This is a genomic window from Tunturibacter gelidoferens, assembly GCF_040358255.1.
Lineage (GTDB): Bacteria > Acidobacteriota > Terriglobia > Terriglobales > Acidobacteriaceae > Edaphobacter > Edaphobacter gelidiferens.
The window spans coordinates 13,050-37,303 of the sequence record NZ_CP132937.1 but is presented as its reverse complement, the minus strand read 5'-3'; the positions used below and the strand labels follow the sequence as shown (position 1 = coordinate 37,303).

General features: G+C 55.1%; 24 protein-coding genes. 7 read left to right on the top strand and 17 right to left on the bottom strand.

The genetic code is table 11. The annotated features are described in order from the left end of the window. The first annotated feature begins 266 nt into the window (after positions 1-266). Together RBB81_RS00195 and RBB81_RS00190 are read left to right on the top strand one after the other, a co-directional pair. Positions 267-566, top strand: coding sequence for a hypothetical protein (locus tag RBB81_RS00195; protein ID WP_353070728.1), 300 nt, complete (start codon positions 267-269; stop codon positions 564-566). A 73-nt stretch (positions 567-639) separates the two neighbouring features. Then, the gene (locus RBB81_RS00190) at positions 640-984 is read left to right on the top strand and encodes a hypothetical protein (RefSeq protein ID WP_353070726.1); all 345 of its coding nucleotides are present in this window, start codon (positions 640-642) and stop codon (positions 982-984) included. Positions 985-1,450: 466 nt separating this feature from the next. Here the strand turns inward: RBB81_RS00190 and RBB81_RS00185 are convergent, their stop codons facing one another. Genes RBB81_RS00185 through arsM form a run of 4 tightly spaced genes read right to left on the bottom strand, consistent with a single transcriptional unit; the run spans position 1,451 to position 4,087 of the window. Then, positions 1,451-1,861 carry an arsenate reductase ArsC gene (locus tag RBB81_RS00185; RefSeq protein WP_353070725.1) on the bottom strand — a complete coding sequence of 137 codons (411 nt, stop codon included), beginning with the start codon at positions 1,859-1,861 and terminating at the stop codon, positions 1,451-1,453. Positions 1,862-1,904: 43 nt separating this feature from the next. Then, positions 1,905-2,393 (bottom strand): arsenate reductase ArsC, encoded by a 489-nt coding sequence (locus RBB81_RS00180; RefSeq protein ID WP_353070723.1) that lies wholly within the window; start codon positions 2,391-2,393, stop codon positions 1,905-1,907. Between the two features lie 3 nt (positions 2,394-2,396). Next, positions 2,397-3,155 carry a PP2C family protein-serine/threonine phosphatase gene (locus tag RBB81_RS00175; protein WP_353070722.1) on the bottom strand — a complete coding sequence of 253 codons (759 nt, stop codon included), beginning with the start codon at positions 3,153-3,155 and terminating at the stop codon, positions 2,397-2,399. Then, the gene (gene arsM, locus RBB81_RS00170) at positions 3,152-4,087 is read right to left on the bottom strand and encodes an arsenite methyltransferase (protein WP_353070720.1); all 936 of its coding nucleotides are present in this window, start codon (positions 4,085-4,087) and stop codon (positions 3,152-3,154) included. Before arsM ends, RBB81_RS00175 begins: the two co-directional genes overlap by 4 nt. Before the next feature lie 72 nt (positions 4,088-4,159). Between arsM and RBB81_RS00165 the strand changes: the two genes are divergently transcribed. The 3 genes from RBB81_RS00165 (at position 4,160) to RBB81_RS00155 (ending at position 6,421) form a co-directional block, all read left to right on the top strand. Further along, positions 4,160-4,573, top strand: coding sequence for an ArsR/SmtB family transcription factor (locus tag RBB81_RS00165; protein ID WP_353070719.1), 414 nt, complete (start codon positions 4,160-4,162; stop codon positions 4,571-4,573). Continuing rightward, positions 4,573-5,694, top strand: a complete 1,122-nt coding sequence (gene arsB, locus RBB81_RS00160) for an ACR3 family arsenite efflux transporter (RefSeq protein ID WP_353070803.1) — start codon at positions 4,573-4,575, stop codon at positions 5,692-5,694. Before RBB81_RS00165 ends, arsB begins: the two co-directional genes overlap by 1 nt. Before the next feature lie 121 nt (positions 5,695-5,815). Next, positions 5,816-6,421, top strand: coding sequence for a cation transporter (locus RBB81_RS00155; protein ID WP_353070718.1), 606 nt, complete (start codon positions 5,816-5,818; stop codon positions 6,419-6,421). Positions 6,422-6,446: 25 nt separating this feature from the next. On the opposite strand, the gene RBB81_RS00150 is transcribed toward RBB81_RS00155, so the two are convergent. From RBB81_RS00150 to RBB81_RS00090, 13 genes are all read right to left on the bottom strand, one after another. Next, the gene (locus RBB81_RS00150) at positions 6,447-6,773 is read right to left on the bottom strand and encodes a hypothetical protein (RefSeq protein ID WP_353070717.1); all 327 of its coding nucleotides are present in this window, start codon (positions 6,771-6,773) and stop codon (positions 6,447-6,449) included. Then, a complete protein-coding gene (locus RBB81_RS00145; RefSeq protein WP_353070716.1) occupies positions 6,773-9,970 on the bottom strand; it encodes an efflux RND transporter permease subunit in 3,198 nt (1,065 codons plus the stop codon). The genes RBB81_RS00150 and RBB81_RS00145 overlap by 1 nt, the downstream gene beginning before the upstream one ends. Then, positions 9,970-11,559: an efflux RND transporter periplasmic adaptor subunit gene (locus tag RBB81_RS00140; RefSeq protein WP_353070715.1), complete on the bottom strand. Its 1,590-nt coding sequence runs from the start codon at positions 11,557-11,559 to the stop codon at positions 9,970-9,972. Before RBB81_RS00140 ends, RBB81_RS00145 begins: the two co-directional genes overlap by 1 nt. Further along, positions 11,556-12,818, bottom strand: coding sequence for a TolC family protein (locus RBB81_RS00135; protein WP_353070714.1), 1,263 nt, complete (start codon positions 12,816-12,818; stop codon positions 11,556-11,558). The genes RBB81_RS00140 and RBB81_RS00135 overlap by 4 nt, the downstream gene beginning before the upstream one ends. 536 nt (positions 12,819-13,354) lie before the next feature. Next, a complete protein-coding gene (locus tag RBB81_RS00130; RefSeq protein ID WP_353070713.1) occupies positions 13,355-13,888 on the bottom strand; it encodes a hypothetical protein in 534 nt (177 codons plus the stop codon). Positions 13,889-14,219: 331 nt separating this feature from the next. Further along, positions 14,220-14,597 (bottom strand): AraC family ligand binding domain-containing protein, encoded by a 378-nt coding sequence (locus RBB81_RS00125; RefSeq protein WP_353070712.1) that lies wholly within the window; start codon positions 14,595-14,597, stop codon positions 14,220-14,222. A 54-nt stretch (positions 14,598-14,651) separates the two neighbouring features. Then, a complete protein-coding gene (locus RBB81_RS00120) occupies positions 14,652-16,853 on the bottom strand; it encodes a copper-transporting P-type ATPase (RefSeq protein WP_423248015.1) in 2,202 nt (733 codons plus the stop codon). A gap of 35 nt (positions 16,854-16,888) precedes the next feature. Beyond that, positions 16,889-17,032 (bottom strand): YHS domain-containing protein, encoded by a 144-nt coding sequence (locus tag RBB81_RS00115; RefSeq protein WP_353070802.1) that lies wholly within the window; start codon positions 17,030-17,032, stop codon positions 16,889-16,891. 148 nt (positions 17,033-17,180) lie between these two features. Beyond that, the gene (locus tag RBB81_RS00110; RefSeq protein WP_353070710.1) at positions 17,181-17,753 is read right to left on the bottom strand and encodes an RNA polymerase sigma factor; all 573 of its coding nucleotides are present in this window, start codon (positions 17,751-17,753) and stop codon (positions 17,181-17,183) included. Between the two features lie 147 nt (positions 17,754-17,900). After that, a complete protein-coding gene (locus RBB81_RS00105; RefSeq protein ID WP_353070709.1) occupies positions 17,901-18,269 on the bottom strand; it encodes a DUF5666 domain-containing protein in 369 nt (122 codons plus the stop codon). A gap of 16 nt (positions 18,270-18,285) precedes the next feature. Further along, positions 18,286-18,894 carry a c-type cytochrome gene (locus RBB81_RS00100; RefSeq protein ID WP_353070708.1) on the bottom strand — a complete coding sequence of 203 codons (609 nt, stop codon included), beginning with the start codon at positions 18,892-18,894 and terminating at the stop codon, positions 18,286-18,288. Between the two features lie 59 nt (positions 18,895-18,953). Continuing rightward, positions 18,954-20,420, bottom strand: a complete 1,467-nt coding sequence (locus tag RBB81_RS00095; RefSeq protein ID WP_353070707.1) for a TolC family protein — start codon at positions 20,418-20,420, stop codon at positions 18,954-18,956. Further along, positions 20,410-21,864 carry a multicopper oxidase family protein gene (locus tag RBB81_RS00090; RefSeq protein WP_353070706.1) on the bottom strand — a complete coding sequence of 485 codons (1,455 nt, stop codon included), beginning with the start codon at positions 21,862-21,864 and terminating at the stop codon, positions 20,410-20,412. The genes RBB81_RS00095 and RBB81_RS00090 overlap by 11 nt, the downstream gene beginning before the upstream one ends. A gap of 807 nt (positions 21,865-22,671) precedes the next feature. Here RBB81_RS00090 and RBB81_RS00085 point away from each other — a divergent pair. Beyond that, positions 22,672-23,112: a hypothetical protein gene (locus RBB81_RS00085; protein WP_353070705.1), complete on the top strand. Its 441-nt coding sequence runs from the start codon at positions 22,672-22,674 to the stop codon at positions 23,110-23,112. A 135-nt stretch (positions 23,113-23,247) separates the two neighbouring features. Beyond that, positions 23,248-24,231 (top strand): hypothetical protein, encoded by a 984-nt coding sequence (locus tag RBB81_RS00080; protein WP_353070704.1) that lies wholly within the window; start codon positions 23,248-23,250, stop codon positions 24,229-24,231. The last annotated feature ends 23 nt before the right edge of the window (positions 24,232-24,254 follow it).

Sequence of the window (24,254 nt, the reverse complement as noted above, 5' to 3'; positions counted from 1 at the left end):
CGAACATTGCGAACGCCTTCGCGCTTGTGGGAGAACTGGGCCGGAAAACAGGAATTATCCGAATCGCTCGATCATCGGCAGCGGTTGGAGTTGAATCGGTGCCAGCGACTGATGAGCTATGGGCAAGGTCTCGGTAGGGTCACAAGGGCGCTAAACAATCAAAAGAAACGCGAGATCGATCCAACAGCACCTGCTTTCGCTCCTACTCCCGCGATGCACCAGGTTGTTCGATAGTATGAGTTTTAGGCTCAATCATCAGGTTCTCTATGAAGAGACAGATCTGCTCCTACGATATGGTCGCTGTTCCTTCGGGCTCCTACACGGTTACGGACGCGGAAGGAGACATGTACCTGTGCAACTCGCGATGTCTTTGCATCTGGGCGGTGATGCTCGCGACGAAACATAATTTGCCGGAAAGCGAGAGAGACCGCTCATTTGTGGTCACTGGTCCCGTTGGCAAAAAGCGCAGCTTCGACAAACTGATGGATCTTGCTCAATGGGCCGCTGCCAACGCATTGGGCAAACCTAAAAGCGAGTGGTTGATGAACGGGCGCGATGTCGAATAACTGGATTTGGTGGAAGTATAGAAGCCGCTGCAAGGGTTTATCTTTATAAAACTAGAGCAAGTGGAGATGGTGCATGATTCATCCGGGACTCGCGGCTTTAGAAAAATGGGACACCATCGAATACGCAGCAGGCTATCGGGCACGTTTGGCTGCGATACCGGATTCGGAGATCGCACATCACTGTTGGCGTTGTGGCTGGGAAGACGCTGATACGGAAGCTCTTGAATTGGATCGGCACAAACGTGTCCTGGCCGATGGCGGGGAAGATGATTACGCAGAGACAGGGGGCCCGCTGTTCGATGCCGGCGGCGATGCCCGGGCGAATGGAGTTCCGTTCGATGAGGGGCGTACGCAACCCTGGAAAGAAGGCTGGATCGCCGCGGACATCAACGTTGGGCTGGCAGGCTTTGAAGACTAAGCCTTCGAAGACCGGAGTACAGCGGGCGCTGCATTGCCGATGCGGACGCGAGAAGATCCTTGCGCTCGGTCTTTGTGCCACCTGCTACACCTTGAAACGGCAAGATGACGAATACTTTGGTGGGTTGCGAGAGCAGGTCCTGGAGCGGGATGGCTATTGCTGCCGTGTTTGCGGAGCTTCAGGGCGACGCAAACGTTCCATCGTTGTTCATCATCGCGTACCAGGACAATCCGTACTCCATCTTATGATTTCGCTTTGCCCTGGGTGTCATGCGAAAGTGGGTCGCACAAAAGTCGTTCTTTCACAGATGCCACAGCTTCTGCTCGAATTGTGGCGCGAACAACACCCGCTCGGCCATGAGCAAACCGCATTAGACTTCAAGGCAAATTTCCCAGCAGCTAAGAGCGCGCCTCTATTCAGAGAAATCGCTCCACGCGAAACCGTCTCGTCATAGCTTGGCGAACAGTCACGCTGCCTCCTTTTCCAATCCCTCGGCCTGAATGAGGTCTGCAACACGAACCTTGATATTGTCGCGCACCGCACGAACCTCATCCATGGGACGGCCTTTCGGATCGGGCAATGGCCAGTCATCTCGGCGAAGGCCCGGAACATAGGGGCATTTGTCGCCGCACCCCATGGTGATGAGCAGGCCGGCGTCATTTGCAAGCTCCTGGGTCAGCTTTTGTGGTGTGGCGGCGCTGAGATCAATGCCAATCTCCTGCATGACGGCAAGAACCTCTGGATGCACTCGCAATCCTGGCTCGGTGCCGGCCGATACAGCTTCCGCTTTGGTTCTGTCGGCAAGCTGGTTGAAGAATGCAGCGGCCATCTGTGAGCGGCCGGCATTATGCACGCAGGCGAAAATTACCTTTAGCATCGTGTCTCCAAGGGCTTAATCGTGGAATCGCATCGCCGAACGTCTACCGCTTCCCAATATTGTCGATTTCCTTCTGCAGGGAGAACGTATCGAGCGTCGCGAGTGGAAGACAAAGAAACAGGCTGATGCGTCGGTCGAGCATACTGAAAGTCTGACTAAAAGCATGCTCGATCTCTTCTGGCATTCCCTGAACGGCAGCGGGGTCGGGGATACCCCAATGCGCCGTCATGGGCTGACCCGGCCACAAAGGGCAGACCTCGTTCGCTGCGTTATCGCAGACCGTGAAGACGAAATCAAGCGAGGGAGAATCCGGCTGAGAGAACTCCTCCCAGGACTTGCTCCGGAAGTTCTCAGTGCTCAAACCCGCGTTCTCGATCTGACTGAGGGCCTCGGGGCGCACCGAACCGGAAGGGTGACTTCCGGCACTGTAGGCGGTGAAGATCGGCATCCCCTTCCGGTTCATGATTGCCTCGGCCATGATCGAACGAGCGGAATTTCCTGTGCAGAGGAACAAGACGTTGTAATGTGGCATTGTTCAAATTCCTTTCGGTGACCAGCGGAGCGCAAGCATTGTGCGATCATCGCTTGGTTTCGCATCATTGGTGAAGCCAATGAGGGTGCGTTGGATTGTTTCCAACAGCTCAGATGGAAGCAGGTTTCTCGATTGAAGAAGTGTTTCGGCAAGGCGGTTCTGGTCAAACTCGTCTCCGGTTCCATCGGTTGATTCTGTAATCCCGTCCGAATACAGGAACAGCGTGCTCTCTGGGCTTACACTTCGTCTTACGCTCGTGAAATCAGTCGAGCAAAACATTCCGAGAGGAAGACTCGCAGCCGCAATAATCTCAACTTCAGCGCCTTCGACAAGTAGGACTGGGTTGTGACCTGCGTTAACCAACTCTACATTCCCGCTGCGATCTGCTTTGCCCAGCACTAATGTCGCAAATTGAGCAGGAAGTGCGCTCTGACAGAAGGTGCCGCTCGCGGTGGTCACTACTTCCTCGATCGTCCTGTTTGAAGGCAGCAATGTCCGCAGCGTGGCATGCAAATGAGACATCAGCATCGACGCTGCCACTCCTTTGCCCGACACATCGCCTAGAGCAAAATAGAACACGTCGGCTCCCGCGGGGATCAAATCGACATAGTCCCCGCTTACATATCCAGCAGATTCGTAGGAAAACGCTACCTCCCAGTCGCTAAAGCAGCAGCGCCGGTCCGGAAGTAAGCGCAGCTGAACCTGCCGGGCCAGTTCCAACTGAGCCTGCAATCCGGCGTCGGTTTGAAGGGCGATGGTCACCGTGCCGCCGTTGGAGCGCAGCAAGTCGGGCCACAGCAAGCCCTTTGAGCAGTCTCGACTGGCTTTACGGCATATACCTTGACGCTGGCTGCCGCGTCGTTCACGTCATATTGCGAGAGAAGCGTCGTCAACTCTTCGTGCAACGATGGCTCGCTGGCTGCCGGGGTGCAGCAAGCCGCCTCGATCACTTGGAACGGACTGCCAGCTTCCATGCTGGGAGAGCAGCAAGCCGCCTGATTTTCTACCTTGGCGTATGCGCTTAAGTCCGCCCCGCTATCCACGATCTCGACGTGCTGAAATCCTGCTGCGAGCAACCCTGCGCGGTAGTCGTCTATGAGGATGGCTCCTGCGATGCAGCCGACATACGCCGCCATGCTTTGAGCAACGGCTTCCGGCAACTCGTGCTTCAGTGCAATATCACTGAGGGCGACTCGGCCACCTGGCTTCAAGACGCGCGCGATCTCGCGGAAGACAGCAGGCTTGTCCGGCGCCAGATTCACCACGCAGTTCGAAATGACGCAATCGACTGATGCATCCGGAAGCGGAATCTGGTCGATGGTGGACTGGTAAAACTCCACATTGCTGTAGCCGCCCTGCTGCGCGTTCTCACGCGAGCGCTCGATCATAGCGGTGGTCATATCGATGCCGATCGCGCGGCCCTCTGGCCCAACCATCTTCGACGCTAGAAAAACGTCAAGACCGCCGCCTGAGCCAAGATCGACCACAACTTCCCCGGCTCTCAGGTGGGCTGTAGCTGTGGGATTGCCGCAGGAGAGACCCATATTAGCCCCTGCCGGAATTGAAGTGAGCTCTTCGGCGCTGTAGCCAAAGGCTTCCGCAACCGCCTTCACACCCGCGTGGTCGTTTGATAATGTGCTCTCCGCTACCGCGCCGTACTTCGACTTCACCGAATCCAATAGCTGCTCTGACATATTGCCTCCAAACATTCGCTTAGGCGACTATATGTCTTGCTTTCGCATACGTCAAGGCGTATACAGAAATATATGGCAGCGAAACAGACCTTCAACGTGGAACGGTTCTTTCAGGCTCTCGGGGATAACACCCGGCTCCGGATACTGAATCTCATTGGCGACCAGGAGATTTGTGTTTGCTATTTTGTTGAGATCCTGGGCGGCCCTCAACCGAAGATCTCGCGTCACCTGGCTTACCTCCGCAGCGCCGGTATCGTCGCGGGGCGACGGGAGGGGAAGTGGATGCATTATCGGATCGTGATGCCTTCGCATATCGGAGCGGCACAGATCCTGCGACAGACGCTCGGCTGGCTGAAAGAAGAAAAGACAATGCAGGCTGACAGGGCGCGGCTGACAAAGGCGTGTTGTTCCCCGGCGAAGTACGCCCTGCTCGAGGGCGCACCATTGCCCACAACGATCCAAGAAACATCCTGCGAGGCCTGCTAATGTCTGCAGCTCAACTCACTCAAGGCCGCGTCTGTACCCCTGCCGCTCGAAAGAAGCTCTCATTTCTCGACAGATTCCTGACGCTCTGGATCTTTCTTGCTATGGCGATAGGCGTTGCCATCGGCCACTTCATTCCATCGTCTGCCAGCTTCGTCAACCACTTTCAGACGGGGACAACAAACATCCCTATCGCCATCGGCCTAATCATTATGATGTTTCCGCCTCTGGCGAAGGTGCGATACGAAAAGCTGGGAGAGGTCTTCCGCAACAAGCGAGTTCTCGGGCTGTCGCTCGTGCAGAACTGGCTTATTGGCCCGGTGCTGATGTTCCTCCTGGCCATAGTTTTTCTACGGGGCGAGCCTGCCTATATGCGCGGGCTGATCCTGATCGGCATAGCCCGCTGCATCGCAATGGTCCTGGTCTGGAATGAACTTGCGGAAGGCGACGCGGATTACGTTGCTGGGCTCGTTGCCATCAACAGCGTCTTTCAGGTGCTCTTCTACAGCCTCTATGCCTGGGTCTTCCTGACGTTCCTGCCGAAATGGTTCGGGCTTGAGGGAAGCATTGTTCCTATCGGCATCGGCCAGATTGCGAAGAGTGTAGGACTTTATCTGGGGGTGCCATTTGTCGCTGGTTTCATCACTCGTTACCTGCTGATCCGCGCAAAGGGCGAGGAGTGGTACCGGACCCGCTTTATTCCGCGCATCAGTCCACTGACCCTTGTCGCGCTGCTGTTCACGATTCTCGTCATGTTTTCCCTCAAGGGCGACCTGATCGTGCGATTGCCGCTCGATGTGGTCAAGATAGCGATCCCGCTCGTCATCTACTTCCTCATCATGTTCCTGGTCAGCTTTTGGATGGGCAAGAAGCTGGGCGCGGACTACGCGCAATCCGCAACGCTATCCTTCACAGCTGCGGGCAACAATTTCGAGTTGGCGATAGCGGTAGCCGTGGCCGTCTTCGGATTGAAATCGGGCGAGGCCTTCGTCGGCGTCGTTGGGCCGCTAATCGAAGTTCCAGCACTCATTGGGCTCGTCAATGTGGCGTTCTGGATGAGGCGGCGGTATTTCAGCTCAGAGATGAAGGAGTTCCATGCTTATCCGGTCGAGGATACCCCGTAGCAATATGCTGCGGCGGGGACGCTCTCATATAATCGGTGGATCAGCATCGTGAGCGGGAATCGGGAAATTTAGTTCGGTACATTCTTCTGTGGCTCATACAGTCCAAACTCATTCCAGCAGTGTGAACTTAGCCTGTTCCCCGCCTACGAACACGGCACGCCAAGTAGCCTGGCTGCAGGTCGTCACGCTGGCATGGATGTTGATTGAGTGCGGGGTGTCTGTCTATGGAGCCATCTCAGCGCATAGCTCCGCGTTGCTGGCATTCGGCGCAGATAGCTTTGTAGAATTGCTGTCTGCAACCGTGGTTCTGCTAGCGATTGTTCCGTCGTTTCCGCTCACAAGAGACCGTGCCGCACGGCTGACTGGAATCCTGCTTTTTGTCCTTGCAGGAGCAGTGGCGCTCGTGACGTTCCTTGCGTTCGTGTCTGGTGTCACTCCAAAGACGAGCTGCAGTGGCATAGTCATCACACTTGCTGCCCTTGTCGTGATGCCCGTCCTGGCCTGGGCAAAGCGTAAAACGGCGCGGCTTACAAACAACCGAGCCTTGGCTGCGGATGCGGTGCAGTCAGCGACCTGTGCCTACCTGGCCGCTGTGACTTTGGCGGGACTAGCCATCAATGCCATTTGGCACATACATTGGGTGGATTCAGCCGCGGCGCTCCTTGCGTTGCCCATCCTGGTCATCGAGGGACGGCGGGCTTTACGCGGTGAGAGTTGTGGTTGCTGATGAATCCGCGGTGGTGGGACCGACTCTAAGATTTGGCAGCCGCTATCGAGTCCACCGTGATTGTCTTTCCATCTACCTTTCCTTTGATGGTCACGTTCTGTCCGGCCAGCTTATCGAACTGGCTCTTGTCGCCCTTCAGCGTATACACCTGGCCGCCGCTGACAAGGGCAAAGTCCGCCCCTTGCTTGACGCACTCGCGGGTGCATTGTGCAGGAGTCTTTCCCTGCATCATGTGGTGTGCACCACACATCGCATCGCTCACCGTACCGGTGAAGGTCTGGTTCGATTGAGCGGAAGCGGCAACAGTAGATAGAGCAAGGGAAAGGAATAGAGCCGAGATTCGTAAACGCATTAGAGTTCTCCTTGAATTACTGGTTGAAGGGGTTGAGTTTGATCGGTGATTTGGTTCTTCGCGTGGAGGCGTCCTTTCCGTAATGCTCGTTCCTTCATCATGACGAAGAAGACGGGAACCAAAATCAGGACGTGGATGGTGGAAGTAATCATGCCGCCGACGATAGGTGCTGCAATCGGCTTCATCACATCGGAGCCAATGCCGGATTCCCAGAGGATCGGAACCAGGCTGGCGAGAACGGCGCAGACTGTCATGAGCTTTGGCCTCAAACGATGAACAGCGCCTTCAATGGCCGCCTCCTCGATATCGGCATTCGTCAACGTCTTCCCGGATTGCAGCTTATGTTCGAGCGCTTCATGGAGATAAACCACCATGACGACGCCGGTCTCCACTGCGATGCCAAAGAGGGCAATGTAACCGACCGCCACTGCGACGCTGAAGTTGTAGTGGAGAAACCATTGCAGGAGTAACCCTCCACTCATCGCATAGATGGTTGGAAAGATAAGAACAAGGGCTTCAGCGACTGAGTGAAAGACCAGGTACAGCAGCATGAAAATCACAAAAAAGACTACCGGAAGAATCAGTTGCAGACGTTGTTTGGCGCGGAGTTCGAGTTCATATTCTCCAGACCACTGAAAGGTGTAGTTTGCTGGCAACGCGAGTTTACTGTGAATGAGTTTGTTTGCCTGTGCAACGAAGCCACCGTAGTCGGAGTTCTTGAGATCAATGTAGATGTATCCCGTCAGCGCACCGTCTTCGTCCCGGATCATGGCCGGGCCGTGCGTGAAGGAGATCTTCGCTACCTGACCTAACGGGATCTGCGCGCCGGACGGCGTCCCGATCAGCACCCCACGCATCTTTTCAACATTGTCGCGGAAGTCTCTCTGGTAGCGAACATTGATCGGATAACGCTCGCGCCCTTCGATATTTTCTGCAATATTCTGTCCACCGATGCCGGATGAAACCGCTGTCTGTACATCCGCGATCGTGAGACCGTAGCGGGCCGCCTCCTCTCGTTTGACCTCGACATTAACGTAGAAACCTTGCGCGACCTTTTCAGCGAAGACAGATCGCACCTGCGGCAGTCCTGAGAGAACAGTCTGAAGTTGCGAAGCCAACTGCTGAATGCCATCCACATTTGGCCCCTGCACCTTCATGCCCAACGGTGTCTTGATGCCGGTTAGCTCCATGTCCAGACGGTTTTCGACCGGACTTGTCCAGGTATTCGAGAGCCCCGGAAACTGAAGCTTCTCATCCATCTGCTGAATAAGCTTTTCGTAGGTCATCCCAGCGGGCCATTCCTCCCGCGGCTTGAGCATCAGTGTGGTGTCATACATATCCAGTGGTGCATTATCGGTTGCGCTGTCTGATCTACCGACCGCACCAAACACACTGGCCACTTCCGGGAAGCTGCGAAGAATCCGGTCCTGCTGCTGCAGGAGACCCTTCGCCTGTTCAATGGAGATGCCGGGAAGAGCAGTCGGCATATAGAGGGCGGAGCCTTCAAAGAGAGCCGGCATGAACTGGCTGCCCAAACGGGATGCAAGTGGAAAGGTGACCAGCAGGAAGATCAGATTGACCACAATGGTGAGCCAGCGATGTCGCAGGCAGAATTTCAGGATTGGCAGGTAAATCGCCTGCGTGACACGCGAAATTGGATTGGCACGTTCTGGCCGCAAACGGCCCCGAATCAGCATCACCATCAGTACCGGCACGAGTGTGATGGCAAGGATGGAGGAAGAGCCGACTGCAAGGGTCTTGGTCCATGCCAGTGGGCGAAACATGCGTCCTTCCTGCGCTTCGAGCAGGAAGACCGGCATAAACGATACGACGATGATAATCAGTGAAAAAAAGAGCGCTGGGCCAACCTGCTTGGCTGCGTTGATAAGAATGGTGTGCCGCTCGGGTTCCGATACTGGGCTGGCATCGTTTTCCTGCCGCTCCGATAGATGGCGATAGCCATTTTCGACCATCACAATCGAGGCATCGACGAGCACGCCAACCGCTAAGGCGATGCCGCCCAGAGACATGATGTTTGAACTCACTCCCAGCCAGTACATCGGGATGAAAGACATCAACACCGCGATAGGCAAGGCAAGAATTGCAATGAGCGCAGAGCGGAAATGAAACAGGAAGACAATAATTACCAGGCTGACGATAATGGCTTCTTCGAGCAGATCGCGCTGGAGGGTTTTGATCGACGCATCGATCAAATCGGAACGATCGTATCCCGTCATGATCTGGACGCCGGGTGGCAGCGAGGGCGCAATCTCACGCAGCTTCTGCTTCACTCCGTTGATGACGTTCAACGCATTCATGCCTTGGCGCATGACAATGATCCCGCCGACCGTTTCTCCGTCTCCATTCCACTCGGCAACTCCTTCGCGGATATCAGGGCCGAAGGTCACCGTTCCCAAATCGCGCATCAGGACAGGGGTTCCATTCTTGCTGCCGACGGCAACCGAAGCGAGATCATCCAGGGAGCGCAGATAGCCCAGACCGCGGATCATGTAGTCCGCGCCGCTCAAGTTAAGAACGCGACCGCCAACTTCATTCGTGCTCATCTTTACTTTGTCGATGACGGTAGACAGCGGAATGCCATAGGCGCGTAACTTGTTGGGATCGAGCTGCACCTGATACTGCCGGACGAAGCCACCAATGCTAGCGACCTCAGCAACTCCCGGCACGGTCTCCAGCGCATAGCGCAGATGCCAGTCCTGCAAGCTGCGCAAGTCGGCAAGACTGTGTTTGCCGCTCTTGTCGACGATGGCGTACTCATACACCCAACCTGCGCCCGTCGCATCGGGGCCAATCGAAGGATGCACGTTCTCCGGGAGACGCCCGCTGATCTGTTGCAGATATTCGATGACCCGCGAACGCGCCCAGTAGAGGTCCGTGCCGTCCTCAAACACTACATAAACGTAAGAGTCCCCTAACATGGTCTGCGCGCGGACAGCCTTGACATGCGGGGCAGCCAACAGGCTTGTGACGATGGGGTAAGTCACCTGGTCTTCGATGACATCGGGGGGCTCGCCCGCCCAGCCCGTATGAACGATCACCTGCACGTCCGAGATGTCCGGCAGTGCGTCCAGCGGTACATGCTGCAACGACCAGATGCCAGCAAGTGTGAGCAGCAAGACTGCGGTGAAGACCAGGAAGCGATTGCGTGCGCAAACGTCAATTATTCTGGAAAGCATTACATGCCTCCTGTTGCGTTCACGCGTAACTGCTTCGTAGCGATCACTTGACCGTTCTTCTGAGCGGAGATGGTGACTTGATATGTGCCCCCGGAGCCTAGCGAACCGCTTCCTTCATACATGCCATTGCCTTTGTCGTTAAGCTTGGTCTTCGTGGTCATTGCCGCCATCCCCATCGCCGGCATACCAGCCATATAAAACGTGACCGTAACATCAGCCGCGGTTGTAGGAGTTCCATCTGCACTGGTGAGCTTCACCCGAAAGACATTGCTGCCCTTTTGCGGCGGATTGGGATCAGTAGTGAAATCGAGATTCGCCTGTGCCGCAGAGGGCGCATTCGCTGATGGAGCGTTGCCCCCGGCACCCGGTGGAGGTGGTACGAAGGAACCTGCCGCAGCCTGCAACTGGCTTTCTGAATCAATGAGGAAGCTGGCTGATGTCACGATGGATTCGTGTGCTTTCAACCCCTTCAGAACGACGAAATCATCGCCGACGCGGGGACCAACAGTGATCTCTTTTGGCTCAAGACTGCCGTTGCCGTGATCGAGGAACACCAATTGCCGTGTGCCGGATTGGAAGACCGCCGAAGCCGGCACAACGAGCTGACGCCCCAGACTGGTTTTGAGGTCGACGTTCACAAACATACCCGGTTTCAGTTTGAGTCCAGGATTCGCCATCACCAGACGCACACGAACTGTGCGCGTCGCCATATCTACTTGAGGCAGAATGTCTTCGATTTGACCGGAGAACGTGCGGCCCGGATAAGAGTCGACGGTAATCTGCGCCGTATCGCCAGGTTTGATTCGGCCCACATCGTCCTGGAAAACTTGGGCATACACCCACACACGCGACAGATCCGCAACGGTATAGAGCTTGGTCGAAGGTTCGGCATACATATTGGGCAGAGCACTTCGCTCCGTAATGTATCCCTCAACCGGTGAGTTGATGGTAAGGTCGGTAACCGGTTTGCCAGTTTCCTTCAGCTTTGCGATTTCACTGTCAGGTATATCCCACTGCTTTAATCGCTGTTCCGCTGCGGTCGAAAGAGTGGCCGCACCATCGGCAACCCCATCGATTGTGCTTCCGCTCATGGTCTTCTGGTTCTGCCGCGCGAGCAGATACTCTTGTTGTGTCGCCACGAGGTCAGGGCTGTAGATGGTGAAGAGTGGCTCGCCTTTTCTCACATATTGATACGTGGCATTGGCAAAGACTTTGCGGATATAGCCCGCAAAGCGCACCTGCACGTAAGAAAGAAGACGTTCGTTGATGTCAACCGTGCCAGTCGCGCGTATGTCATCGCTCAGTTGTTTGTATTCAACTGTGCCAGTCTGCACACCGATGCTCTGCATTCTCTCGGGTGTGAGTTGTATCGGAACGAGCTGAGCATCCATCTTCGTATCTGGCATCGATGGTTTTGGCTCATTCGCACCAGCAGGAGGACCAGAGGCTACAGGCTGCATTTCCCCTGACATCGGCGTCTTCGTTGCCGTTGGCAGCTTGATGGCGTGAGTGCGGTAGGCCCATATCCCTGCGATCGCTGCCAGGACGATGATCCAAACGAGTGAAGTCCTCCAGATATATTTGTTCATCGCAGGGTCGCTCCAGTCAGAGTTTCGAGATGGGCCAAAGCAGCTTCGTGATCCACGAGGGTCTGCGCATATTCGAGTTTCAGACTCAAAAGGTCGGTGAAGTATGAGAGGACATGAATGAACTGCTCACGATTGGAGGCATAGGCGTTCAGTGTCGCCCGATACGCTGCATCCGATTGTGGGACCAGCCCTTCCCGATATTCCTTCAACAACTCTTCATCGCTGGTTGCTTTTACATACCCTTCCTGCACCTCGGCGAGTTGCTGTTGCAGATGCGCATTGAGGGTCTGTTGTGATTCGGAGCGCCTCTCCGTGGCCTCTGCGATCTCCGCATTCACCCGCGTCTTGCGAGGAAAGCGCACATCGAAGGTGAACACGTAGTAGTCCCGATACTTGCGATCGGTGTTCTGGTACATATAACCAAGTTCAAAGTCCGGTTTCCCTTCGCGTTTCGCAGACGCTAATTGCGCATCCTGCTTGCGAACGGAACTCGCATCGACCTGGATCTGAGGGTTGCTTTGCCGGACCATTGCAAGAAGTTCGGCGGAGGAGCGCTTCAGCGGGCTTTCGATCAAATCTTCCGTAACAATGTCCGGCGACGCTTGGTCCCGACTGAGCAAACCTTTGAGGTGTGCCTGCATCTGCTCCATCTGTTGATGGTTCATCGTGATCTCTTTCACGATCTTGGTTCGATTCACCTGGGCCTGCAGGACATCCTGCTGCATCCCCTGTCCGACCTGATAGTGCGCCGTTGCATCCTGAATGAGCTGGTCAAGCACGGCCTCATTTTGCCGCAGGATTCCGAGAGTCTGTTGCAGATAGGCCAGTTGGAGATAGTCGGCCTTTACCGCATCGGCGATGCTGGTTTTCGTGACTTCAACCTCGGCTTGCTTCGTGTCGGCGCTGCGCTCGGCTACCGCCCCGCGCGCCTGCAACTTTCCTGGATAGGGCAATTCCTGTGATGCTCCAACGCCGATATAAGCAAAGTCGCTGTTGGTGTATCCCGCGAACGGCTTCGGACTTCCCACACTCAACTGCTGGTAGGTAAATTTCGGGTCCGGCAATGTAGTCACCTGCGGTGCCATTTGCCGGGCCGCTCGTACGCCGTGATCGGCTGCGGAGATTTGTGGGTTGTTTGCCTTAGCCTCAGCGAGAAGCTGGGACAGGGGCGTGGGCGCGCTTACCACCGGCGTCTGCCCAGGGGCAGACAATGCAGTGGCCAGCACAAGCGTGGAGGTCAACAAAGAGACCACGTTCATACGGAAGCTCCAATCTCAAATGCAGTTCAAAGCATTCGCCAAGACACGCAGACAAACGTGCGCGCGCTCGGCAAAAGTAGAGTGCGAGAGTGGAGCTAACTAGATTCTTAGGATGGAAATTGTCGCAGGTGGGGACGTGGGAGGTGAGTAGTCGGGGTGTTCAACCCATCCGGTGACACCAGAGGTGGGATTCACCAGCTCGGAGGCAGCCAACCAGATAATAGGAACTACCACTGGATGAAACGCTACTACTTTTGTATCCAGCGCGTTATCGTGCACGCTCGGCGGAGTCTTTTGGCAGCAGCCATGCGATGCCGGCATCTCCATCTGCCCACATTGGTTCTTCATCATGCGGCAGCAGGCACGCTCTTGAGTGCTCATTTGCGCGTCGGGAATCATGCAGGCCATTGCTGGCGCCAGGCAGGTTACCAATAGCAGGACTAGTACACCGAATTGGCGAAAAGCACGCATTTCAGTTATTAGACTACGTCTCCCTGACGAACGGAGCAACAGTGATTCGGTGAGTACGCCAGTCTCTAATCTCCCTGACCGTGACCCATTCGCCTTTGAACCTGGGTAAAACCAACTACCTGAGTAGCGGATACTGCGATTATGACCGCTGTGAAGACAAAAACCCAGGGAAGGCGGCGCTTTTCGACCGGTTGATAAGCGATACCGTGAGCCGCTGTTAGCGCCAAAGCTGCGTAGGTCCATCTCTGGAGCGACTTCCAGCGACGAGTCCCCAGTGCGCGAAGTGAAATATCATTGGAGATCAGCAAGAGCATCAAGAAGAGCAGTGCAGCACCCAGTCCGACAAGGTTGGCGAAGCCGAATTGCGTATTTTGCAGTTTCAATGGATGTAGGCTCTTGAAAAAGTACATCCACATTCGTCCCCGAAGATGGACAGTCAAGCCAATTATTGTGTGCAGGATGGCGAGGATGCCCGTCCAAATACCTATATCCCGGCGCAGATCGAAGCTGACGGGGTTAGGCCGTCGTCGCAGGACATTCCACGGCCCAATCCATAGCGATACTGCAAGAAAGATCAGACCAGCATAGGCACTGGCCATGCTCAAGCGATGGCGAACGTCTGGCGGAGGCGTCGCAGCATACGCCACGCAGGTGAGCGCTATTGCTCCGGAAGCGAGAATCACATGGCGCTTGGATCGCCGCATCCAATAAGTAGCTCTAGACATGATCAAAGTTTAGCTGCCCACAGCCTTAGCGAGGTTCCCGATGACTGAGACTGAACTGAAGCTCATGGCTGCCGCCGTAATCATGGGATTCAGTGGCAATCCAAAAAAGGATACAGAGCACTCACCCCAAGCGGCACTCCAAGAGCGTTGTAGAAGAACGCGAAAGATGAGATTCTCACGAGCCGTAGCCTCTATGGGCCAACGATCATAGTGTTTCGCTGCTTGGCCACGAGATCGTCAACAGCAAAGCGGAGTCTTCGCGGGCTTCGATGTCGTGCGAGATCCCAGGTGCGAGCGTAAGTATTTGTCCAACGAGCAGCTGCTGCTGTTTGTCGTGTACGCGCAAGCTCAGAACACCCTGCAGAACATGGATTGTGGTCGTCCCATCCGTGTGATGTGCCTTCATCTCCGTCCTGGTGTTCAGAGCGATAAGAAGGACGCGAAGATCGTCTGCTTTGACGAGGAGCTTGGAATATAAGCCCGACTGCCAAGGCTTGTAGTGCGAGAAATGGAAGAGCTCTTCCTTTAGATCGTGCGTGACGCCGCAAAGAAGTTTGTTATCAACAAAACTATCGGATCCCATCGAGGTCGCTTCATGCTTCAAGAATGAATGAGTGAGTAAGTCCCTTCGGGACGGTCATAGTTTGATGCTTCGTAGTCTGAGTGCATTGGCGATTACGGAAACCGAGCTGAAGCTCATCGCCGCCGCCGCGATCATCGGGTTCAGCAGCAAGTGAAACACCGGATACAAAACTCCAGCTGCGAGCGGCACCCCGAGTGCGTTGTAGATGAAGGCAAAAAACAGATTCTGGCGGATGTTGCTCATGGTGCGCTGGCTCAACCGACGTGCCTTGACGATTCCGCGCAGGTCGCCCTTGACCAGTGTGATTCCGCCGGTTTCCATCGCCACATCTGTTCCCGTCCCCATGGCAATTCCTACCTGGGCCTGTGCCAGCGCCGGGGCATCATTCACTCCGTCTCCAGCCATCGCCACAGTAGCCCCTTGGGACTGGAGCTTCTTCACCACCTCGGCCTTCTTATCAGGCAGGACATCAGCCTCAAAGTCGATCCCCAACTTTTGGGCGACGGCGGCAGCAGTCGTGTGGTTGTCACCTGTAACCATGATGACCTTAATACCAGACTCTTTGAGTTCCCTGATCGCATCTCGCGCAGAGTCTTTGATAGGGTCAGCGACCGCGACAAGTCCGGCAAAGTGTCCGTCGGATGCGATAAACATGACCGTCTGGCCTTCCTTTTGGAGGCCCTCTGCCCGTTCCTTCAAAGATTCCACCTTCGCGCCGAGGTCCTGCATGAGAGAAGCATTGCCTATACTGAGGCGCTTACCCAGCAAGGTTCCATTGACGCCCTTACCCGTAATCGATTGAAAGTCTGCGACCGCGATCAATTCGATGTTCTTTTCTTTGGCTCCGGCGATGATGGCAGCCGCAAGTGGATGTTCGCTTGCTTTCTCTAGGCTGGCTACCGACTGCAGAAGTTGATTCTCGTCGAACCCTTCGGACGGAATGACCGCTGTGAGGCGCGGCTTGCCTTCGGTCAGAGTGCCGGTCTTGTCGACGACGAGGGTGTCTACCTTTTCAAAAATCTCAAGAGCCTCCGCGTTGCGGATGAGAATGCCCTCCCCCGCACCACGGCCCGTGCCGACCATGATGGACATCGGCGTTGCGAGTCCTAGGGCGCATGGACAGGCGATGATAAGCACAGCGACCGCATTCACGATGGCATGCGCGTAGTGTGGTTGAGGGCCAAAGATAGCCCACACCGCAAACGTGATCGCCGAAGAGACCAGAACTGCGGGAACGAAATAAGAAGCGACAGTATCCGCAAGTCGCTGAATCGGTGCTCGCGTCCTCTGCGCTTCGCTCACCATTTTTACGATCTGCGCCAGAAGCGTATCGGCTCCGACTCGCTCTGCTTTCATTACGAAGCTGCCGGTCGCGTTGATGGTTCCGCCGACCACCTTTGCATCGACAATTTTCTCGACTGGGATTGGTTCGCCGCTTACCATCGACTCGTCGACGGAACTGCGTCCTTCTGTCACAGAACCGTCTGTCGGCACCTTTTCGCCAGGGCGAACCCGGATGAGGTCTCCAACCTGAATCTCACTCAAAGCGACATCGGCTTCTTTTCCATCTGCCGAGATCCGGCGCGCTGTCTTCGGAGCAAGTCCGAGGAGGGCCTTGATGGCACTGCTTGTCTGGCTGCGGGCTTTCAACTCCAATACTTGACCGAGCAGAACAAGCACGGTGATGACCGCCGCCGCTTCAAAGTACAGTCCGAGGTTGCCGGACATATCGCGGAAGGTGGCAGGGAAGATGCCGGGCGCAACGACAGCGACGACACTGTAGAGGTAGGCCGAACCAGCGCCAATCGCGATCAACGTAAACATATTCGGGCTTCGGTGAACGACGGACTCCCAGCCTCGCTCGAAGAATGGCCAGCCTGCCCATAGGACCACTGGGGTCGCAATCGCGAACTCAAGCCATCCCAGCAGGCGCCCGGCCAGAAGATGCTGAAGCGGATGACCGGGCAAGATATCTGAAACCATGACGGCGAGCAGCGGCAGTGTAAGGGCGACGCTTATCCAGAAGCGTCTGGTCATATCGACCAGTTCGGGGTTGGTCTCATTGGCCACTACGTCGCGGGGTTCGAGGGCCATTCCACAAATGGGGCAGTTGCCCGGCCGATCTCGAACAATTTGCGGGTGCATGGGACAGGTATATTCTGTGCGCGGGGCTGGAGCGGTCGCCGTTGCAGGTTCGAGGGCCATGCCACACTTCGGGCAATTGCCCGGACCGGGTCGCTGCACGTCGGGGTGCATTGGACAGGTGTAGGCCGTTCTTTGCTCTTCTTTCTCTAGCACTTGCATAGGGGGGCCTCCTGCCTGCTGTGGAAGTTGTCTGGTTCAGCTCGAAACTTCATCGCGCAGCCTTGGCAGCAGAAATAAAACTTCGTTCCCTTGTGCTCCGCGGTTGCTGCGCTGGCAGGATCAACCTCCATGCCGCAGACCGGATCAGTTGCGAGCCGCTTCGACGGCTCAATTGTCATCCCACTAGCTGGATCTTTCATATCTTTGTTCTGTTTAGAGCAGCAGCACATATCGCCTCCTCGTTCCTGTACTGCTGCTGACGCAGGAGCAGGCACAGTCTTACAGTTGGCTTCGACGACAAGTGCAATCGAGACATTTGTGCTCGGCACAGGCACCGCACACCGTTGTCAGCATCTTTGCGACGGCTTTCCTCGCTCGGTGCAGGCGTACCGAAGCATTGTTGGCAGAAACCTGCTGAGACTGTGCAAAGGCCTGTACGGTGACACCACGGAGGTCAACTTGTTCAATCGCGGTGCGGTATTCGTTTTTGAGATCGTGAATCACATCTCCTATACAGGCACAAACCGTATTTGTAAGCTCCGGCTCATAACTCATAGGCGCTTCCACGGTGAAAGCTTCATAAGCTCTGGAACGTGCCCCGCCTCTCCGGTAGTGATCTGTGATCGCATTGCGAAGAATGCGATAGAACCACGCGACTGAGCTCTCAGCTTCGCGGATTTCGGAGCTATGTTCCATGGCCTTCAGGTACGCCGACTGCAGGATGTCTTCAGCAGCCGCCTTATCTTCTACGCGCGCAGATAGGAAGCCTAGAAACTTTGCGTGTTGCGTTGTAATGCGCTCCAACGAATCGGTTGATTGTTCCGGCATTCCTTTCACTTCATCGGTAGTCATATTGACTCCTTCCTGCGTCGGAAACCAACCGTCAGAGACGCTCTCGAAGAACATCTGTATTGCTTTGATGCGGCAATTGGTCTCGATCTCGGCAGGCCTGTGTCATTAGCCCTATAAGAGTTTAGCCACAGGCCACCGAGCAATCGCTTATTTCGGAGGAGTCGTTCCGTTGTCGTGATCCATCTTCATGCCGCCCATATCACCCGACATGCCGTTCATCTTCATTGCTCCCACCTTTACTTCAGCGGCGGTGAGTTGATCCCCCTTCTTCGTGGCGTGAATGACGATTTGGTCGCCAGCTTTGATGTCTTTCATGGCGATCACCTTGTCCATCCTGGTGTACTTTGTATCGGCTGTCGTAGCTATGGTCTGCGACTTTCCGTCCTTAGTGGTCACCGTGATTGAGTTGTCAGTGACGCTTGCAACGGTTCCCATGACATGTTCCATGCCATTGTGCGCGTAGGCGCTGCTTACCATGAGCACGATCGTGAAGAGAGTTGCGAGTACCTTTTTCATGTGTCTTCTCCGTGTATTAGTGATGGTGCATTGTGGTTGCCGGCGTAGCTGAATTAGCATCGCCCTTCAAAAAGTTCTCTTCGTCTTTCTCCTCCTGTATCTCATCGGGAGTCTTTGGATTGAGGTGCTGCATTTCTGTCTCTTCCTGTTCTGAAAGCTTCGGTAAGTGACGGATAAACGTGACAAGTTTCCATGTGTCTTGGTCATTGTCGACAGGTTCGCCGAAGGCTGGCATACCCGACATACGAATCCCGTATTGAATCGTGTAGTACAACTCACCGTCACTCATATTCTGCGTTTGGGCGAGTCGCATATCAGGCGGCTTTGGATAGAGGTTCCGTCCGATCGGGGTGTCACCGCCGCCGTTATTTGCGTGGCATTGCGCGCAATGATCCGCAAAGTGGGCGCGTGCATCGGCATATACTTCCGGCGAGGCGCTCACTGGATTGTTCATCCGGCGTGCTTTCGCGGGAATCGCCATATCGCGAGTTCTCTGCGCCACGAAAGCCTCGACTGTTGAAGGGCTGTCGCGAGTTGAAAAGCCACGACGGACCGTAACGGAAGCGTAAATGCAGACTACGACCAGCCCAACGAGGAGAGCGATCAGGGTTAGTTTCTTCGCCATTGATTATTACCTCGCTGTAGCGTTAGGGCTTTGGGTCGGTAGGGATGGAGTGGGGTTGTTCATGGTCGTGGTGGAATTCCACCACTGAGGGGGCTGGGTGCTGACAGTCCATCGGACAGCGTGTATCCCTGTATAGCCGTGGCGTTCATCCAGACAGTTTCCAGAGCCCGGATATAGTCCACCTGCAATTGAAAGAGCGTTCTCTGTGAGATCAAGACCTGGGGATAAGCCGCTGCCATATTTTCATAGCTTGTCTTGTACAGGTCATATGCCTTCTGTGCTCGCGGTAACATGCTCGTGCGATAACGTTCAGCACTGGTTCGCGCCATACCATAGTCACGGAAAATTGTGCTCATCTGCCTGCGGAGTTCAAGCTGTACCCGTTGAACTTCCTGTTGACTGCGTTCGATGTCAGCCTTCGCCCTTTCAACATTGCCCTGGTTGTGGTTGAAGATCGGCAGTTGCATCCCTATCTGAGCACCGCTCACAATTCCGACCCTATGTGTTGTTGGCTCCAGGGGTTCATTGTCCTGCGAGACGTTGGCGCTGATCTGCAGGTCGGGAATCGAAACCTTCTTTGCTTCAACAAGAGAAGCTTTCGCGCGTTCGGCGTCTTGCTGAGCGGATTTCACCTGCGGGCTTTCGCTCAAGAGTTTAGTCATCCACTCCTGCTCATTGAGCTGAGGAATGTCTTCGAGATTTCCTTCCAGCGGACTCATCGGAAGATCGGGATTGCCAACCACGGCACCTAAGGTGCGCCACACCGATTGTTGATCTTGTTGGGCGGATTCCAGGTCGAGCTTCGCTTGGTCACCTTCGACCTCAGACTGGAGAACGTCGGGACGGTCTGCCTGTCCCACGTTGCCCAACTGGTAGGAGGTCTGTACGGCATCGTTGGCTAGGATCAGCAATTGCCGCCGAAGGGAAACCAGCCGTTGTGCCGTGAGCGCTTCGTAATAAAGGGTTCGCACATCGGTCAAAACACGATAACGTTGTGAGTCGATACCGGTGAGAGCTAGAAGCCTATCCTGCTCCGCAGTCCGCCGCGCAGCGCCAAGTTTTCCGCCGAATACGATGGTCTGGTTTACGAAAGCGCCTTGTTTTCCCGAGTGATACGATCCACCACGAATTTCATCGCCGTAATATCCTGCGGTCGGATTTGGATATAGCCCAGCCTGTCTCTTCGCTCCCTCGGCCGCCCGCAAATTAGCGTTGGCTTGCGATATTGTTGGATTTCGACTGAGCGCCATCTGTTCCAGGTCGCTGAGTTTGAGGGTTGGACCTTGCATCTGAGACTTCATGCCCTGGTCGTCCATTTGCATATCAGGCATTTCTTTGTTCATCTTCATGTCCGGCATAGTCTGCATGTCGTGTGGTTGAGTTGCGGGAGGCTTTTGGTCCGCTGGCATTTGCATTCCAGGCATATTCTGCATGTCTGGTGATGATGGAGCTGGACTCTGCGCGAACGTCAGTGTGGGAATCAATAACGTGCTCGCCAGTAAGAGTTGACGTGTCTTATAGACCATTTTTGCCTCCCATCCCGGGCATGTTTTTCATTGTGTCTGGTGTCTGCTTTTTCTTGAGATCCAAGTAGCGGTCGTACTGATCGGGTGGCATGACGCGAATGAGCGTCATCATGCCGCCCATATACCCGCTCCATCCTTCGGGCAGACCGATGGTCTCCGGCTTCTCAACCATCTTGTCCATCGCCATTTGCGGTCCTTCCATATAGGCGTCTTGCGGAAATCCAGGAACTTTATTGGCGTTCGCGGGCAAGCCTTCCGGCGTCATTTGCATGCCTCCCATGTCAGGCTTCTGTTTCATTCCGGGCATGGGACTCTGAGGTCCGTTCGGAGTCGCATTTTCGGACGTATTGCCAACTCCCATGCCACGTCCCAAACTCGGACCGCGATCACCAGAAGTCGCATTTCCGGAGCCTGTCAGCATTCCCATTCCTGACTCCATGTCCTCGCCAGCCTGCATGCCCCGTGACCGCGTCAACTTACCGACGTTGGAGGACATCTGATTCATCATGTGGTGCGGCATATGGCAATGCAGCATCCACGACCCGGGATACTTTGCGTCAAACTCGATATCCTGCGCCTGTGCCACACCGACCAGCACCGTGTTTCGCCTCGGCCAGATATGCTCCGGCTGGCGCGCGCCTTCGTGCCCGGTAATCCAGAAGGTATTGCCGTGCAGATGGATCGGGTGATGATCCATGCCAAGATTGATCAGACGGACCCGCACGCGATCCCCTAGACGGACCACGATCGGAGTGATTGCTGGTGCAACCTTGCCATTGAAGGCCAGCCAGTTGTATTCCATGTTCATACTGTTCGGCACCGTGTTGTTCGGCAATACGGCATATTCCTGAAGAATGATGACGCTATCGCTTGCCACAGCCGGCGAATAAGCCTCTTTCGGATGCAGGATGAACGCGCCGATCATGCCGATCATTTCCTGCATTGCCATGTGCGAGTGATAGAAAAATGTTCCATTCTGATTGAGAGTGAACTCATACGTAAACTTCCCGCCGGGTTGAACCGGTAACTGTCCAATGCCAGGTACGCCGTCCATCGCTTCAGAGATTTCAAAGCCATGCCAATGGACTGCCGTTGCTTCGGGCAGATGATTTTCGAAGAGGATGCGCACTCTGTCGCCCTCGACTGCCTGAATGGTCGGTCCCGGAGCGGAGCCGTTATAGCCCCATAGGTCAATCACTTTGCCGGGCATGATTTCCTGCTTGACGGGTTCCGCAATCAACCGAAATACCTTGACCCCGTTGTCCATGGTGTACGGGAGATCCGCAACGTCGGGAGTATTGATCCGAACTGGATGTTCCGCAGACATTCCAGATTTGTGGGAATTGGCCATCGCGCGGTGGTCAACTCCAAATAACTCTGGTGCCGTAGTCAGCCCTGCCCCTAAGGCAAAAGCACTTTGAAGAAAATTGCGCCTGTTACTCATTGGAATCCTCGTAGAAAGCGGAGAGTTGAACGTGAATGACCAGTGACGGGCGTCTCAAAGCGCGCGCGATTGCACGGCCAAGACGTCCGAGGTCACACCGATAAGGCGGTTCTAAACGAGGAGGTAAATCAGATACGGAGGATTGTAGGCATTCGATGGACCTGCCACTGTACGCCTGCCGCAGCCCTATCGGGCGGGCGCGCGTTTACTATCGGGCAGCTAATCATTGGATGTGGAGCGGGAAGAGCGGAAATCGGAGAGAGAAGTTGATAGGGAATCGCTGGGCTGTTCGCTGAGGCGTGATCCAGCTTGCATTCGGAGCGTGAAAGAGGGCAAACACAATTGCCGTTTTCGCTCGATAAATGAGCGGTTTGCGTGCTCACTTGAGTTTGATCCGGCATTGAAGACATATCCATCGTCGGATCCATCGAAGAGGCAGCGGCCGTAGCTGCCACATCGGCATGTACACCGTGATGATGATGATATCCAGGCGCTGTCCCTAACTCACAGGACGTTTCGCAGGCAAGACCAAACGCGTTCACGGCGGTGAATACCAAGACCAAAGCAAGCGAGATCGCGGATCGAATCTTCATGCAACCTTTAGGTTAATGGTCAGCGTGTACAACAGTATGCCCAAACTACACATCAAACCGTAAGTAGCCTTCGTTAGATGATAATGGTTCCGCCGACGTTGTACAGTCTGTGCTCTTTCGCTCAGGCTTGGCATTCCGGCCCAAATACATTCTACGTCAAATGATCGCTGGCCTGGCGGTCTCCCCGCGTTCGCCTCGCTACACGAGGTTCCACATGTCCATCCGTATTAAGTACGCTTCGAACGCCGTGAGCGTGATGGCTGTCCTGGCCGTCTTTTCCGGACTTGCGTTGAACGCAATCCGCTCTGATGGGCAAATGCCGTTCCTCTCCTCGCAGTCTCCATCTCAAAGAGATGCCTCTCAGCAAGCGCAGGGGAAACAGGAAACATGGACCGGAGAGATCACAACGGCCATGTGCAAAGGAACGCGCAGTTCCATGGGACATGACTGCATCCTCAACTGCGTCAAGGCCGGCGAGAAGCTTGTGCTGCTTACAAAGGGACGCGTAGAGGACATCAGCAATCAGGACTTCAGCGACCTCAAAGAACATGCTGGACATCATGTGAAACTAACCGGCTATCTCGCACCGGATGGGAAATCCATCACGGTCACCAGAATCGAGATGACTAATACGGCAAGCAGTTCTCATCCGTAACGTCTCTAGGCCTCTGACTGATGAGGAAGAAGTGCCCGCAGTTGCCGTGACGGGCGTCACAGACTTTGTCGTTCTTCACCCTTAAACTTGGCGACACTAACGTTTAGCCAACCGCGTCATGAAGCGAGGAAACATATGTACATTACTACTCACTATGCAAAGAACATTGCGAATGCAATCGCGAACCTCGCACTCTACTCCGCACTTGCGCTCAGCCCCCTCGCTGCTGTCGGGCAAATGCCGATGCCATCCGCCCAGCCCGCTCCAGCTCAGACACGAGCGGACGCGGCGGTTCAACCCCAAGATACGCAAGCCCAGATTACGCAGCTAAAGCAACAGGTAGCCCAACTTCAGGTCGCGCTGCAGCAAAGCAGAGTGAAGAAGACCAACCCGTCGAAGAGCACTATGAATTCGGCGAACCCAGCAATGGGAAAGGGAGATGACTCAGGTGAAATGGGCGGCATCTCTTCAGGTGCTGCAACGCCGCCGATGGCTCCCATGAAAGATGACAGCGGAGAGATGAGCGCTATGGCGCCCACTGGAGGTGCGATGAAGAGCGGGGATGCAAAGCCTATGCGCGGCTCGGGATGCTGCGGTATGAGCATGGGCAAACCAATGCCCAAGGCAGGTGGAATGGCAGGCGACAAGATGGGTGGCATGTCCGGCGGCAGCATGCCATCGAAAAACGCTAAAGACATGTCTGGAGCGACGACTACAGAAGCCTCCCCTCTCCTTCACGTGGGAGCTAAAGACTTCTTTCTCGATCACGCCAAGCATCTCAACTTGACGCCCGACCAGAAGATGAGCCTGGAAATGATTAAGTCGAGCGCTCTGAAGCATCAGTCAACTACGGAAATGCAAGTCGCTCAAGCGCAGCAGGAGCTGTGGCAACTTACTAGCGCGGAACAGCCCGTGTCGGCACAGATCGACGGGAAGGTGTGGGAGATCGCAAAGCTGAATGCGGATGAACAGATAGCGTTCATTCATTCCGTCTCCGCGAGTTCGGCGGTGCTAACGGCAGATCAACAGGCCGAAGCGATCAAGTCAATGTCTTCGCCGATGAATCCGAAGAGCAAGATGCAAAAGTCCGCTGAAACCGCACCGATGAAGATGGAGTAAGAAACGGTTTTCGTCTTCTCAGC